General features: G+C 59.6%; 9 protein-coding genes. All 9 read right to left on the minus strand.

Features of this window, described 5'->3' with window-relative positions; translation table 11 throughout:
• Positions 1 to 205: 205 nt before the first annotated feature.
• The gene (locus tag BW995_RS04640; RefSeq protein WP_084194588.1) at positions 206 to 2,773 is read right to left on the minus strand and encodes a YjbH domain-containing protein; all 2,568 of its coding nucleotides are present in this window, start codon (positions 2,771 to 2,773) and stop codon (positions 206 to 208) included.
• Positions 2,709 to 5,525 (minus strand): SLBB domain-containing protein, encoded by a 2,817-nt coding sequence (locus BW995_RS04645; RefSeq protein WP_076399043.1) that lies wholly within the window; start codon positions 5,523 to 5,525, stop codon positions 2,709 to 2,711. Before BW995_RS04645 ends, BW995_RS04640 begins: the two co-directional genes overlap by 65 nt.
• A gap of 115 nt (positions 5,526 to 5,640) precedes the next feature.
• On the minus strand, positions 5,641 to 6,162 hold the full coding sequence (locus BW995_RS04650; protein ID WP_076399044.1) for a transglycosylase SLT domain-containing protein: 522 nt from the start codon (positions 6,160 to 6,162) through the stop codon (positions 5,641 to 5,643).
• 364 nt (positions 6,163 to 6,526) lie between these two features.
• Positions 6,527 to 12,184: a FecR domain-containing protein gene (locus BW995_RS20395; RefSeq protein ID WP_175616988.1), complete on the minus strand. Its 5,658-nt coding sequence runs from the start codon at positions 12,182 to 12,184 to the stop codon at positions 6,527 to 6,529.
• Positions 12,185 to 12,464: 280 nt separating this feature from the next.
• A complete protein-coding gene (locus BW995_RS04675; protein WP_084194590.1) occupies positions 12,465 to 13,151 on the minus strand; it encodes an ABC-type transport auxiliary lipoprotein family protein in 687 nt (228 codons plus the stop codon).
• Positions 13,151 to 14,128, minus strand: a complete 978-nt coding sequence (locus BW995_RS04680) for an MlaD family protein (RefSeq protein WP_076399046.1) — start codon at positions 14,126 to 14,128, stop codon at positions 13,151 to 13,153. Before BW995_RS04680 ends, BW995_RS04675 begins: the two co-directional genes overlap by 1 nt.
• Positions 14,129 to 14,186: 58 nt before the next feature.
• The gene (locus BW995_RS04685; protein ID WP_076399047.1) at positions 14,187 to 14,984 is read right to left on the minus strand and encodes an ABC transporter ATP-binding protein; all 798 of its coding nucleotides are present in this window, start codon (positions 14,982 to 14,984) and stop codon (positions 14,187 to 14,189) included.
• A 9-nt stretch (positions 14,985 to 14,993) separates the two neighbouring features.
• Positions 14,994 to 15,812: an MlaE family ABC transporter permease gene (locus BW995_RS04690; RefSeq protein WP_076399048.1), complete on the minus strand. Its 819-nt coding sequence runs from the start codon at positions 15,810 to 15,812 to the stop codon at positions 14,994 to 14,996.
• Entirely contained in the window at positions 15,809 to 16,156 is a 348-nt protein-coding gene (locus BW995_RS04695; RefSeq protein WP_076399049.1) for an STAS domain-containing protein, read from the minus strand. Before BW995_RS04695 ends, BW995_RS04690 begins: the two co-directional genes overlap by 4 nt.
• Positions 16,157 to 16,159: the final 3 nt, after the last annotated feature.

Below are 16,159 nucleotides of genomic sequence, written 5' to 3' on the forward strand. Positions count from 1 at the left end.
AATTGAATAAGATAATCATCCTCAACACAGGAGATAATCGTCAGGAATATATGGCATCCCAATCCCAAAGGAATGCCTTTCACGTCATCTTTTTTCCTGACGTATAATGAAATTATACTCAGAGATACTCCCAGGTCAGGAAAACCTTGTGTCAGATCACAGTACACGACAGTAACGCGGCGTCCTCTGACACTGCTCGGCAAGCCTACTTCATGCTGTCCTGCCACCCATCGGTACTGGCATCCCCCGGACCGGTCACCGCATAAAGTTCAATCGGCAGCGCAACGCGAGCCCCACCGTCACGCGTCAGCGGACGGAACGAGAATGTTCCCCGGTTTTTGGTGTTTTCCGTCGAGAACAAACCGAACGGAATGGTGACATAAAAACCCTTGTCAAAGGAGCCTTCACCAAAGGTTTCTGCCGAGATGTCCGTCTTGGTTGCCCAGGCCCCAAGGGTGATCCCATTATCAAAGCGGCGTCCGATCGCCAGGGTTGCCCCGACGTCTTTGGCCAGATACCGGCCAAGACTAAGGGCTGCTGTCATGTTGTCGAACGGCAACTGATGGTACCAGGTGAGATGCCCGGTGGTGACGTCATAATCTTTCAGGCCAAAACCGCCATTAAAGTCACGCTGCCAGACATGGTTGACATCCAGACCAACAGCCCAGCGTTTTCCGACCGGGCGATACAGCACTTCACCATCAACACCGGCATACATCAGTTCAAAGATCCCGACCGATCCCCGACCATACCAGTCGGGCGCCAGCTGGGTGATGTAATCGGCATGCAGGGAATCCAGCCAGACATCGCTGGAGATCAGATAGCTGCGCAGGTCGGTCCGCACACGCGGCAAATTACTGGGGGCATCATAGGTAAAGTCGGCATAATTGTTATAGATGTTCCCCCCCACCGAGCCGGAAACCGACAGATTGTGGGTCAAATGCACGTCGGCTGTCGCATTGGCATACAGCTGGTACATGTAGAAATTGTTTGGCCCACCGATATTTTGCCGCAGATTCGGACTCAGCCCCCACGACACCGCCGGATAAATATCCTTGTTGTCATTCCAGGCCAGATCCTGAGGAACCTCGGGGGATGGCGTCTCGCTGTTGAGCCACAGCTCATCAATACTTTTCTGCGAGGTTGCCGCCGCGATGACATCATCACGCTGAAACACCACACGGCCAACCGGAATACCGGCATTTTCTTCGATCAGGTCAAACTCACTGACCGAGGGGGGCGTCGTAAGGGCAACCGCCCGGGCAACACGCCCAAAAGCACTCGGCAGCTTGCTGAATTTCCCCTGACTGTAAACCACCGTGATCCGGTTGCCCTTGATCGCCACCCGCCGACCGGTAAAGCCGTAATAGTCCAGCGCCTTGAACAGGCGCCCGGCCACATCGGTATCAGCAGCAGACGGCTCGGGGACCGGGGCAGTCCCTCCCAGCGAAGCCTGTTGCTGCAGCAAGCGGTTGGCATCCATCGTGCTGAGCGTCGAGCCATCGCTGGCCCGGAAAACAACCTTTTCAATGCCGCTGACCGTCGGCATCTGGGCCACTGTCAAACCGACAGCCGCCAGGTCTTCGGCTCTGGTCGAAGAGGTTTTGTCCAGGTGAATGGTCATCACCGGCGATGACAGGTCAACGGACTGCGCCACCACCCCATGCTGTTGCATGGTGTCAAACAGCGTATCCACTGATGCGCCCACCACACTGGTATTCAGCATGTCCTGATTCGGCAACGTCGGAGGGGCCGCTTTCTGGGCACCGGTCACCGGCAGGGGTGCCTTTTCATCCAGCTTGGGCACTCCCATGTCTTCATTGAAATTACTGACCATCGCCCCACGGAACATGACGGTATTGCCGCGTTCGTATCCCAGGGACAGGTCCAGCCAGGGCAGCACGCGATAGCCGATCGCTGCATTGATCGGGCTGGTCACTTTCAGGGCCTTGCCCTGAAACTCATTTTGATAGTTGTTGCTGTCGTATTCGACTTTCAGGCGCAGGCCATCGACGGGGGTTTGCCATTCAACCCCTCCAAACAGGCCAATGTTTTCACCCTGAAAGAACGATGTGGACAGCGTGCCGGTTGAAACGTTGCCCGCCGCCGTACCATCAGGACGGACCTTCATTCGATCACTGATCACACCAAAGGGATTGGGCAGGTGTCCACGGGACCCCATGTTCCCCCAGCTGATCCCGCCGGTGAAATCAAAGCCGTAATAGCGGCGGCTGGCAGCCAGGTATTCACTGGAGAAAACCCCGGTCCCGCCAACGTCGCGGAACCCAAGCGAGACTTCGGGGGTTGATGGCCCCTCCTGTAACAACCGGATTTTCACATCAACGGATTTGTCCTTGTAGGATTGTGTATCAACAATCCCGTAGGAGGCATAACTGATGTCGGTATAGCGGAATGTTCCCTGCAGCCAGGGGAGAATCTGCGACGTCAGGAAAAAGCGCGTATAGGGACTGCTGGTCGAAAAACCGAGCGAGAAATCACCATCCCGCCCCATCCGCCCGTTAGGCATCTGGAGCAAGCCGGTCGTTCCGTAGTCGTTCAGGGAGGGGGAGAAGGCACCCCGTCCAACGTCTTCAGCCCGGGCGTACCCTCCCTGCAGTGAGGCAAGAAGGGCACTGACCGCGCATGACAGGAAAAGGGTTGCCCTGAGACGGACCATGCTTGCTATCCGGATCGCCGTGCGGTCTCCGTTAATCGTTGATCGAGGCCAGCGCCGCTGCCGAAATGGCCATGTTGCTGAAGATACCCAAAGCATCGCGGGTAAAGCTCCAGAACAGGGCCGGATTCAGGTCTCGCGGCACAACGATGGTGCTGCCCGGGGGCAGAAAGGTTTCCCGATAATTCCACGAGCTGGTGGACAGCGGTTGCGCCGACCCATTAGGCAGAATGATGAACGCGTGCGATTCATCGGCAGAATCCCGCAGGCCTCCGGCCCGCTGGATGTATTCCTCGGCCGCCAGCCCGGACTCAAAGCGCTGGGCCCCGGGGTGCATCACTTCACCACTGATCATGACGTGGCTCGGGCGTTTGGGGACATACAGGGCATCGCCAGCCTGCAGGACCACATCGGATTCCGGGTTGCTCTGCAGCGCGGCCGGATCAGCATCAATGACCATGCGTCCCGCCGCCTTGGCCGACCGCAACGACCGCACCAGCTGTTGCAGGGCCATCATGGATGTCTGGCCATCGTTGCTCTTTTCCGAGAACGCCGCCTGCTGTTGCAGCATGGTCGGAATGGCCATCTCGATTTCATGGGCCAGCGCCTCATAACTGCTTTGTTCTTCAGCCTTGATGCTGTCGCGCCGGAACACCGCCCCCAACACATAGGCTTCATCGGTCAGGCCACCGGCCCGGGACAACAGCTGCGACAACCGTTCGCCCCGCAACAGGGCATAACGACCCGGATGGCGGACTTCACCACCCAGCGTCACCAGGCCACCATCAATATTGGTAAAGCGCTCGGCCACGACCACCGATGCCGATGGACCGATCAGGAAATCACTCTGCGCCAGAGCCAGGGGGATCTTCTGCCGCATGGCAACGGCATCGCGCAACTGGGTAACTTCCACGCCATCCGGGTCTGCCTTTCCGGTCGCACCACCAGCAGCAGCCAGAATGTCAGCCAGGAATCCCTCATCGCTGACCGGGTAACGCCCCGGGCGATAGATTGCGCCACTGACCGACATGGCATGATGGAGCACAAAGGACAATAGCGCCGGGTATTTGTCATAAATATCCGGACAGGGTTGCACGTTTCTGGGAGGAGACGCCTCCTGAGGCCCCAGATCAATCGTCAAGGTGCCCTTCTCGGCAATCTCATTGGCAAGGAACCGCAAACCCTCACAGGTTTTCAGGGCTTTACGCACTCGCCTGTCATCCAGTGATGCCGTCGGATCCTGTTGCAGCGACGGGCCGTCTTGCTGACCAGACGCTGCCTGAGCATTACCATTGGCCCGACCGGTCTGCGTCTGAGCCTGCCCCAGCTCCTTTTCCTTGTTACGCTCGTTTGCCCAATCAGACGCACTAAAGCCATAAGCCGGGTCAGAACCGGCCAGAACCTGGCTCACGTCATAGGAATTCAGATAGCGAATTTCGTTTTGCGACAGAATGATGACCTGGTCCTGATCCTGCAGGGGGAAATCTTCCCCTCCCCGCTGCAGATGGGCTCCATCAACACCCTTGTACTCGGTGGCCATGGTGGCCGCGTTCTGGCGCTTGACCACCACGAACGGCAAATAGGGTTCATTCCGCAACAGGCTGCGATCAGCCAGCAAAGCCCGCAGGCTGGGCGATGCAGACAGCGAGATCCACCCCTGACTGGTGACATGCCCGCTCAGATAGATGGCTCCCCGGGTGCCGCCAGAGCGGGTGATGACGCCCAGCATGTCACCACGCTTCAGGGTCCCTTTGGCCGACGTCGTTTCACTGACACCGCCACGCCCATCAGGGCCGAGGCTGATGCGGACAAACCGCTGACCATCCGCCGACAGCGCGCCACCGGCAAACCGCAGAGCCTCTTGAACCGGCAGCGAGCCGCCCTTTATTTCATAAATCCCCGGACGGCTGACAGCAGCGAAGACGGCGACAGTCGGGCCAACGGGGGGGACCACGATACGGTCACCTTCGCGCAGAGCCATGTCTTCCGGTTTCCCGATCCCCAGCAGGACCGGATACAGGTCAAGGGTATGGGTCTGGCCATCCCGGATCAACTGCACGGCGCGCAGTGTGCCGGTCTTGTTGATCCCTTTGGCCGCCGCCAGGGCATCAATCACCGAAGACAGGCTGCTGACCGTCACCATACCGGGGTTGCTGACTTCACCGCCAACCAGAATGGATAGCTGACGCACCGAGCCCAGAGTGACAAAAACCTGCGTTTCCAGCAGGGAGGAGGCCACTTGAGCTTCCAGATCGCTGCGGAAATCAGCAAAGGACCGACCAGCGGCGACGACCGGTGGCAGGTTCGGCAAAATCACCTGTCCATCACGACCGACGTACAACTGGCGGGTAGAGTTGGTTTGACCGCGCAGGGTAATCGACAGCTGGTCGCCAATCCCGAGAATATAGCTGTCACTGACCCCTCCCAACAGGCGTGGAGCCGGGGCTCCCGCTGGAACCTGCAGGACGTCATAACCGATCTGCTTCAGGTTAAACGACCACTTGCCGCTTTTCTGCAGCTGTTTCAGGCTCTGTTCCTGCTCCATGTCACTTGGCAGGCGGACAGACGGTGTCTGGTCAAACTCCTGGAACCGCTTGCGATAGGCAAGTTCAATCGGGCTGGCCGGGCTGAACAGGTCCTGCTGCGGGGTCAGGGTTGTACCGCGTCCACCTGTCTGGTCCTGGACGGGATTCTGGCCGCTACCGCCATCATCCTCGTTCGCATCACCTTGCTGCAGGCGCTGCTGAAACTGGAGAAGCAGGTCATCGGGTCTCTGCTGTGCGAAAGCGGTACCTGAAACACCACACAGAAGAGCAAGGGCAAGCGCGGCAAATGTTTTCAGTCTGACCATCACCGTTTTCCAGTCCCTTTTGTCCAAAGACCCGCCATCGAATTGCAGAATTCGCTCCAAGGTATCTGCCAGCCCAGCCCGGACAGGTAAAGAAAAATCGCATGGCAGCAGCAAATCAGCGACCAGAACAGCGATAACTCTGTCCCTTCAAACGAGCCATGCGTTGCATGATCAGACACAGATATTCCTGTTGCCGCTGCTCGTCACCGGAATGATAGTGTGCGACAGCCTTGGTCCAGGATTTGTATTGTTGGTAGTTATCGAGCAGGATTTTAGAGGCATAAACCATATTTATCCAGGGATCGAGCGCCATATCAGGCCGGATGCTGAAGTATTTCGAGTGATATTTCATCGAAATCTGGCCACACCCGATATCAACATTGTCAGCCCGCCGCAGGTTAAGCCTCAATTTTTGTTTGGCATCGATTTCATCAACGGGATAAATGGCCTGACCATCGGCATTCAGCGCCCATTGCTGGTCACCGCTCTCCTGCATGACGATCGATTGCAACATCAGATCGGGAACCCCAAAGGCCTGTTCCGCCCGACGGGCACTGTCAAGACACGGGCCAGCAAGGGCAGCGCGTGCAACGCTTCCCATGATCAGGAGCAGGCAAAGGAAGGCAAGACGGTTCACAGGGCAGCCTCTAGAGCAAATCCAGAGCAGATGGGTCCATCTGCGACAACGTATTTGCTTAAAATACAAGACACTAGAGTATTTGACGTGCTCCAGAGAGAACGGAAAATGCTCTAGGGCCATCAGTAGAAAGTGGCGGTGGCTCTGGTCCGTGGCCGGAAGCCATCCAGCGCCACTATGCCCGTAACCCGGTTTGCTGCGCAAGCCAGCTTACGGACTGCCGTCCGCACCTGCCCGGAGCCTCAGGCCCCGAACGTTCACTTGGGGACTAAAGCATTTTCAAGTTGACCGTCTCCAGTCAACTTGAAAATGCGGCACGAAAAACGGAGCGCGTTTTCGCTCGGTGTGAAAACGCTCTAAACACCTAACCGACATGAATGTCGCTCTGACTGACCGTTGACAGGTCAGCCTGTTGCAGGGTGGCAATCTGATAGCTGTTGCTGGTGGTTGCCGCCGAGCTGTCGGTGGTGAACCACAGCTCTACCCCACCCTCTCCGCTGTCCGAGCCAACAACAATCACACCACTGCCCGTTCCAAACGACACCGCCGCATCGCTGAGGCTGCTCCCCTGTTCCAGATAGGCAAAGGCTTCACCGAGGTTAAAGGTCTCGCCATCCAGCACCAGCGAGTCCACACCGTGGGTAAAATCGCTGATGACATCCGTCCCCAGCGACGCAATACGGGCCGCCGTCGTGTCGCCCACCCCGGCGGTAAACAGGAAGGTGTCAGGACCATTGCCCCCGGTCAGCAGGTCATTGCCCAGCCCGCCAATCAGGGTATCGCTGCCATTCCCCCCCAGCAAGGTGTCAGCGCCTCCCAGCCCCCACAGGATGTCATTGCCGTTGCCGCCATCCAGCACATTGGCCGCCGAGGTTCCGACCAGGAAATCATGCCCGTTGGTCGCCACATTCAGCGAGGTGACATAGCTGACGGTCACGCTTGCCCCCGGAGCCAGCGTCCCGCCGTCGATCACCATATTGATGCCAATGTCATCGCTGCTCCCGTTCGGATCGCTCGGTGAGCCATAAACATTGTCGGCATAGGGATTGGTATTTTCAAACCCGTTTGCCGACGCCCGGGCGCTGCTGCTGTCACTGAAATACAGCACATGGTCACCGCTGACCGGACCACTGGCCTGAACGGCGGCAACACCGGACTCCGACGGATTGGCCAGAACATCGTTCACCGACAGATAGGTCCGATGGAGGTCGAAATCCATGTCGGGATCAGCGTTCCGCATGTAGCGGATCGAGCTCATCGTGCTTTCGGTCAGATTGGTCAGGGTCACCGTTGTCGTATAATAGGTGGCATCGCTGCCCAGAGTGATAACCTGACTGATCGACAGGGCACCGTCGCTGCTGGTCGCCGTGGTGGTTGCCACCAGATCGGTGCCATCAATTTCAGCCGAGGTGCTGCCGTTCACTGCGGCAGAGGATGCGTAGTGCGCCGACAGAACCGTTGTGCCGCTGGTGGTGACATAGCCGATGGAATAGCCTTCGACCGGCGTTCCCGGCAGGAAATAATCCCCGGTTGCCGATGCATCACCCTGATCAAAACCATCAGTGTCGACAGCCATACTCAGGCCTCCACTGGCGGTTTCCCAGCCGGTTTCACTGACCACGCCACTGCCAACCCCCAGATAGCCGTCCGAGCCAATCCCCAGATGGATATAGGTTCCGGCCAGCACGGAACTGCCTTCGACATTCAGGACTTCACCAACGGCGGGAATGATCTGTTCGACCGTAAGTTCCTGCCCGACCAGAATCAGCGTGCCATCCTGCACATAGCTGTCGTAGGTAACACCATCAACGGTGATGATATCGCCACTCAACCATTCACCGGACAGGGCCAGAACATCACTGCTGCCACCATCAACAATGAACCAGTCACTACCGCCAATCAGTGACGAGACATCATCCGCCGTAACGGTCAGGGTTGTTTCGTGGTTCCCGAGATCAATGATCTCGATGGTGCTGACCACCCCGACCAGACTGCCCAACGCCACCGAACTGCCTGCATTCAACAGCAAACGGTCCGAGCCATCGCCACCATCAAGGCTCACTTCACTGCCAGTGTAGGTCAGGGTATCGTTACCGCTGCCCCCTGACAGAACATCAGCACCACCATTGCCGATCAGGGTGTCGGAGCCGTCCCCTCCAAGCAGGGTGTCTGCACCGCTGCTGCCAGTCAGGCTGTCGTTGCCGCTGCCGCCAATTACCTTTTCAATCGACGACAGGCTGTCGCTGCCACTTTCGCTGCTGCTGGCGGTACCATTTGCAAGGTTGACAGTCAGGGCCACTTTGGTGTTGCCGTAATCCACGGTGTCGGTGCCGTCACCGCCATTCAGCACATCATCGCCGGCCGAGGCGATAAAGGTGTCGTCACCCGCTCCGCCAAAAAAGGTTTCTGCGCCGCTGCCGCCAGTAAAGCTGTCGTTGCCGCTGCCGCCAATCACCACTTCAATCGACGACAGGCTGTCGCTGCCAGTGGCAGTACTGCTGGCCGTGCCGCTGGCAAGGTTGACTATCACCGCCGCACTCACCGCACTGAGGTCCAGCGTGTCGGTGCCGTCACCGCCGTTCAGCACGTCGTCACCTGCCGACGCAATAAAGGTGTCGTCACCCGCGCCGCCAAAGAACGTTTCCGCCCCGCTGCCACCGGTAAAGCTGTCGTTGCCGCTGCCGCCGATCACCACCTCAATCGACGACAGGCTGTCGCTGCCGGTGGCAGTGCTGCTGGCCGTGCTGGTGGCAAGGTTGACTGTCACCGCCGCACTCACTCCGCTGAAGTCCAGCGTGTCGGTGCCGTCACCGCCATTCAGCACGTCGTCACCTGCCGAAGCGATAAAGGTGTCGTCGCCCGCGCCGCCAAAGAACGTTTCCGCCCCGCTGCCACCGGTAAAGCTGTCGTTGCCGCTGCCGCCGATCACCACCTCAATTGATGACAGGCTGTCGCTGCCGGTGGCGGTGCTGCTGGCCGTGCCGCTGGCAAGGTTAACGGTGACCGCCGCACTCACCGCACTGAAGTCCAGCGTGTCGGTGCCGTCACCGCCATTCAGCACATCATCGCCTGCCGAGGCGATGAAAGTGTCGTTGCCCGCGCCGCCAAAGAACGTTTCCGCCCCGCTGCCACCGATAAAGCTGTCATTGCCGCTGCCGCCGATCACCACCTCAATTGATGACAGGCTGTCGCTGCCGGTGGCGGTGCTGCTGGCCGTCCCGCTGGCGAGATTGACTGTGACCGCCGCACTTACCCCGCCGAAGTCCAGCGTGTCGGTGCCGTCACCGCCATTCAGCACATCGTCGCCTGCCGAAGCGATAAAGGTGTCGTCGCCCGCACCGCCAAAGAACGTTTCCGCCCCGCTGCCACCGGTAAAGCTGTCATTGCCGCTGCCGCCGATCACCACTTCGATGGATGACAGGGTATCTGTTCCAACCTCGCTGCTGGTGGCACTGCCGGTGGCGAGATTGACCGTCAAGGCGGCGCTACTGCCACCATAATCAGCGGTATCAATGCCGCTGCCACCGTTCAGAAGATCATTCCCGCTCCCACCCAGCAGGGTGTCATTGCCGTTGCCGCCATACAGACGGTCATTGCCTGCACCGCCAGACAGCCAGTCGTTGCCGTCATTGCCCTGAATGTCATCGGCCCCGCTGGTGCCGGTCAGGCTGTCGTTACCACTGGTGCCTTCAATCGGCCCGCTGGTGGAAACCTCTTCTTCCCTGGCCTGGGCAATCAGGGAGGCAATCGAGGACGATGAGTAAGTATTGCTCAGAGTCTCCGCCGTCCCGTCGGCAACGGCAGCCGCAATATCAGCCTGAGCATCACGCTGGGCTACCCGGGCTGCTGCGCTCAGATCCTCCAGCAACGCTGTTGCACTGCCACCGGAAGAAATGATGGTTTCCATCGCCGCAGACAGCGAACTGATCGTCTGGGCCACCGCAGTCTGGGCCGCAGCAACCTTGCTGGCATCGATGGTTCCACTCAGACTGCTGTCGCTGGCGGCATCGCTGATGATGGAAGAGATCGCCGAGGCATCTTGCAGGAACGACCGGCCACTGGCCCCGTCCATCGCCGTCGCCAACGCGGTAAAGGCCGCCTCCAGAGCACTGCTTTCGCTGGCTCCGGCACCGACCAGCGTGGCGGTGATCATCGCCACCACGTTCTGCACCATCACCCCGGTGCTGAGGATCAGCGATGCCTGAGTGGCGCTGCTGCCGCTCAACTGGGTGACCGGGTCATAATTGGTCAGGTTGATGCTGGACAGATTCAGCCCCAAAGCACTGGCGACCAGACTTTGCGCCTGACTGGCCGACGAGGCAGCGCCGCTGCTGATCAGGTTCTGCATCAGGGTGGTCAGTGGCGTGACCGTGCTGGACCCGCTGGGAGCGGTCAAGGTGCCGATACTCAGGCCGGTCACCGTATCGACCCCACCAATCGAAACCACCTGTCCCCCAATACCCAGACTGTCGGTCAGGCTGTAGGAGCCATCGCTGGCGGTAACGGTATTGGGCTCGTTGCTGTCCAGAATGCCGTCACCGTCATAGTCGATGAACACAGTTGCCCCCGACACATGCGGGTCAATCACGCTGCCGTTGTAGCTGACGCTGCTCGAGTCTCCACCGGAAGACCCCGAACCGGTCGAGCCACCCGACGTGCCGCTGCCGCTGCTGGTGGAGCTGTTCAGAGAATTGTCGTTATTGTTGAAGACATTGCCGGTCGATGTGCCGGTCGAACCGCTCTGCCCGGTGCTGCTGCTGCCGGTCGAACTGCCGGATGAATCGCCAGCGGTCTGGGTATCATTGTCAGTGGTGGTGGAAAAGGCGCTGGTGGTGGTTTTGGTGACAATGGTGTCGGTCAGCACCACCTTGATCGGGGCGCTGCTGCTGTCCTGAGCATTCTGGTTGCTGTCGGCACCAGAGGAAGACGATGCCTGCTGAGAGCTGTCCTTCTCCGTTCCGGACGCATCGCTGCCCTTGTTTTCCCCCGGTGCCGGCGTGTTGTTTTGCGGCGCGTTGTTCTGTTCCGGGGCGGTATTGTTGATCGGCCCCAGCGATGACGAGAAATCCGACCGCAGGTTCTGGATCACCGAACCGTACTGGCCCACAAAGTCGTGGACGGTCATGGTGAAGCTTTGCAGGGTGCTCTGGCCGATGTTCAGGCCATTGAAGGCGGTGTTAAGGGTGCTGGTGCGACCGTCCATGGTGGTAATCTGGATTTCGCCCACCGTCCCGTTCGGGTCGGGGATCAGGATCACCCGGATCTGGCTGTCATTGTCCAGCGCCAGATCGCCCAACTGGATGGTGCCGGATGTCCCGCGAATGCCGATGGTGGCAACCGGCGTCTTGATCTGCATGCCATCAGGGGATGATTTGGCAATCTGCCCGGAGACGAATGAAAAGACCCCGGAGACCAGACTGACCGAACTGTGGCCTGTACCGTTCCCGGCATCATAGACCATCTCGTCAAGGACAATGCGGCCCTTGCTGCCCAGCGACAATTCCGTGCCATCGGCCATCACCAGACCAATGCTGGAGCCATCGGCAGTCTGCAAGACATCACCCTGATAGACCACATCCCCGGCCTGCAGCGTGACCACCGATCCGTCAACCCGGGTCACCGTCACCGTACCGTTCAGCTTGTCAGCAGTCCCGATCGGACTGGCGGCCTGTGCCAGTTGCTGGTTGCCCCCGGCATCGGCCACCTGTACCGGCGCATGCTCTCCAGCCAGGGCCATGACAGTCTTGCCCGCCAGTTCAAAGCCACCGGGAGCATGCAGGGTTGCAGGGGTATGACCATGGAAATAATTTTCCACCACCACCTGTTCACCGGCTGGGCCGTGGATCACCAGATCGTTCCCGACCCGGTCATAGGTGCCATACTGCAGCACCGAGGCCGACGGTACGGTCGGGGATGCCTGCATACCGTCGATAACCGGCCCGTTGACGCCCGCAAGGGCAGCCCCGTCCGGCAGGCGGGTCGCAGCGGTGGATGGGATCAGCGGTGCGGGTGCGGCAACCATGGGCGTAACTCGTCTTGGGAGGGCAGGAACACAATGGCACCAGAGGCTGATACCACCACTGGCCATACGAGAACGTATGGTTGAGTTTTTTTATAGGACGTATTTTCCATTGTGAAAAGACGCCACCGTTGCATGCCCCTACAAATTCCGCCCGGCAGGGTAGTATTCATGGCCAACCACAAAAAATAAATTCTGACTCCATAAAGCATTAAAGGCATAAACGCTGTTCGTTTATGCCTTTAACATCACAGTAAAAAATGTCTCACCAGAGATCAAATCCCTAGCGATTTGTCTTGCTGCGTCCACTCTGTTCTGCTGAAGCCAACGAGTCGACCTGCAACAGATCGCTTTCAAACTGTCCAAAAATCTGTCGCAAAGCATCGCGGGCCGCCTCGGCGGCGGCCTGAACGCTGCTGTCCCGGGCGTCCTGACGAACGTGGTACGTCTTGAGATGTATCAGGCGTAAGCCCTTGCGCTGGGTCAGGCCCAGCTCCAGCTCGACGTCCATCGCCGCAGATGTGGCGGTCCGCAGGTGGTCAAAATGGATCAGCCGCCCCTGAATTTCATAATCAACCATCACCCGCAATTCCGGCGTTACCACGGTCTGGAAAATACCGCTGTTGCGCAGGCTGCTGGTCAAGCTCATTTGCAGGGCCTGCGGCGGGGCTTCCGCCCAGAAGTGATAGCTGTATTGCTCCAGCGGGCTGTCTGTCGGAGACGGTCCGCTCTGCTGGCTGAACACGATCGCCCGCTGACTGAGCAAACCATCGGCGGCAAACGGACGGATTTCCACCGCTCCATCAAACCGCGCCTTTGCCGTCAGGGGCGAGGCCGGGGAGGCCACCTCCAGCCGGTAAAAGGCGTCCTTGGGAACCGGCTCCTGACTACAGCCACCGACCAGAACCGCCATGCCCACCGCCGCCAGCACGGCAAGCCCGGTGTTGTTCGCCATTATAGCCCGTTTCATCACCGCTTCTCCTCGTCACGCTGCGGCTTGCCGCCCAGCAACAGCCCCGGATTTTGCCGCACCGACCGGCTGAATTCAGCCATGTTGCGGGTGGTGGAGTCCATGTTGTAGGTGATGCTGTCGATGTTGCGCGAGATTGCATCCAGCGAATAGCGCATGTCCTTCACCGCCCCACGGATATCGCTGCGGTTCTCGCTGACCATCGTATCGAGCTGCTCAACCAGCTTTTGCACTTCGGTGCTCATCGTTCCCAGATTACCGGCGATCTGGCTTAGTTGCCCGGTCGCCTTGTCGGCGTTATCCATCACCCGCTGCAGGCTGGCAACGTTCTGGCTGCTGAGGACTTCCTCGTTCAGCTTGCCGGTCATGCTGGCAACGTTGGCGGTAATTTCCGGTGCCCGCTCGGCCAGAGCCTCGGACACCTTGCGCAGGTTGGCGGCAATCGCCGGAATGTCGCTGGTGGCCAGACTGTTGGCATTCCCCGCCATCTGGTTCAGCGTGTCGAGCAACGGCTTGATGCCGCCACGGGTCAGCTCGGTGACCTCGCCTGCCACGTCCGACATCACCGCAAAGATGTTGCCACCGCTCTTGCCCGGAATTTCACCGCCGGGGGTAATCATCTCGTCCTGTGTGCCGCCGGTAATGTTGATGGTCACCGCCGACAACAGCCCCGATGCCGCAATGCGGGCCAGACTGTCCCTGGGGATCGCCCAGCCTTCCTTCACCGACATCACCACCTTGAACCGGGTGCTGGCACCGCTGCGCTGCGGGACGATCTCTTCAATCTGACCAATCGGATAGCCTTCGTACAACACCTGCGTGCCGAACTTCAGGCCACCAACATTGCTATAGACAGTGTAATAGCTGTCCGTTGACCCGGCCCGGCCCACCATCGCCGCCAGAATGCCAACCAGCACCACCAGCATCACCAGCACAAAGCTGCCGACAACGGTGTAATTGATACGGCTGTCGGTCATATCCGGCCCCCATTGGCAAAAAGCGTCATGTCGAGAAATGTCATGGTGTTCAGGCTCCTTACAGCCGTCCGCCGGTCAGACGGCGCAAGTATTCTTCCGGGTCAAGGTCCACCGGTTTGACCCGGCGGTTCAGCAAATTCTGGATGCGTTCATTGGGGTGGGCGCGAATTTCCGGCACACTGCCAATCGCCAGAATTTCCCCCTGATCCAGCACACAGATGCGGTCGGCAATCTTGAACGCGCTGTCCAGCTCGTGGGTGACCACCACCACACTCATTGCCATCGCATCGCGCAAATCAAGGATCAGGTCATCAATCTGGGCGGCAACCACCGGGTCCAGCCCGGCAGACGGTTCGTCACAAAACAGGATGCGCGGGTCCATCACGATGGCGCGGGCCAAAGCCGCCCGCTTGATCATCCCGCCGGACAATTCGGCTGGCATCAGGGCATCAAAGCCAGCCAGATTGACCACTTCCATTTTCAGGCGGGCCATGATTTCCATCGTCATCCGGTCCAGCCGGGTGTGTTCGCGCAGTGGCAGCAGGATATTTTCCAGCACCGACAGCGACGAAAACAGCGCCCCGCCCTGAAAGGCAACGCCGATCTTTTGCCGCAGCAGGGTCAGTTCGATATCGGGGATGGTGTTGATGTCCTGCCCCAGAATGTGAACATTCCCCGAGGTTGGCCGCAGCAGCCCGAGCAAATGGTTGAGCAGGGTCGATTTCCCCGACCCCGATCCGCCCATGATCACCAGAATTTCCCCGGCGCGGACTTCGAGGGAAACGTTCTTCAGGATTTGGCGGCTGCCGTAATGGGTGACCAGGGATTCGACCGCAATGACGCTCTCTGTGCTCATGGAGGGTTCCTAACGGGTCAGCACAAAAGCGAACAGCATGTCGGTGATGACAATCGCCGCAATGCCGTGCACCACCGACCGGGTGGTCATCCGCCCGACGCCTTCGGCACCGCCGGTCACCATCGCCCCGTTGACCACCCCGACCATCACGATCAGCACGGCAAACAGCAGGGCCTTGCCCAATCCATGCAGCAGGTCGTTGGGATGCAGCGCGGCGAGGGTATCCTGCGCAAAGGCCGACAGGCTGATCCCCAGTTCGACCGAGGCATACAGCCCGGCCCCCAGCAGGGCAACCAGATCGGCCCACAGGGTCAGCAGCGGCAACATCACCACCGTCGCCACCAGCGCCGGGGCCACCAGATAGCGTACCGGATTGATCCCCATCACCGTCAGGGCATCGACTTCCTGACTGATTTTCATTGTCCCCAGCCGGGCGGCCAGCGCTGACCCCGAGCGGCCAGCGACCAGAATGCCGGTGATCAGCGGCGAGAATTCGCGGGTGACCGACAGCGCCACCCCCAGCGTCACCCGGCTTTCGGCGCCGAACATCCGCAAGGTATAAATCCCCTGAATCGCCAGCATTGCCCCGATGGTCAGGGCCAGCACCGAGACGATCGGCAAGGCCAGAACGCCGATTTCCATCGCCTGGGCCGCCATCGCCGACAGGCGCACCGGCTGGCGGCGCTGTCGTCCCAGCAGCAGCCAGAACAGCGACTGCCCCAGCAGGACCGAAGCAAAACCGAGTTCCGTAACACCGTGGACGGTGGCTTCCCCCAGGCGGGAAATCCAGCGCAGCGGTGCGGAATGGGCTGAAGACTGTGCGCTCATGCCGCGCCCCGTCTGGCCTGCGTCAGCGCCTGCGGAACCGTTTCGGCCAGCGCAAACACCCGATCCAGCCGGGCAAGCTGGAACACCCGCATCGCGCTGGCCGATACCCCGGCCAGAATGAAGGCGCTGCCCTGACGGCGGGCGGTCTGAAAGCCTTCGACCAGACTGGCAACGCCAGAGGAGTCGATATAGCGCACGGCGGTCAAATCAATCACCATCGGCTGCTTCAGGGCCAGCGTTTCAAGGATGGCGGCCCGCACCGACGGCGAGGTCTGCAAGTCAATTTCTCCGGCAAGGGCCACGATGGCCACACCGCTGTCATGCCGGATTTCAACGCTTGCCATGGT

Origin of the sequence: Insolitispirillum peregrinum, assembly GCF_900156605.1 — a bacterium.
GTDB classification, from domain to species: Bacteria; Pseudomonadota; Alphaproteobacteria; order Rhodospirillales; family Rhodospirillaceae; genus Insolitispirillum; species Insolitispirillum peregrinum.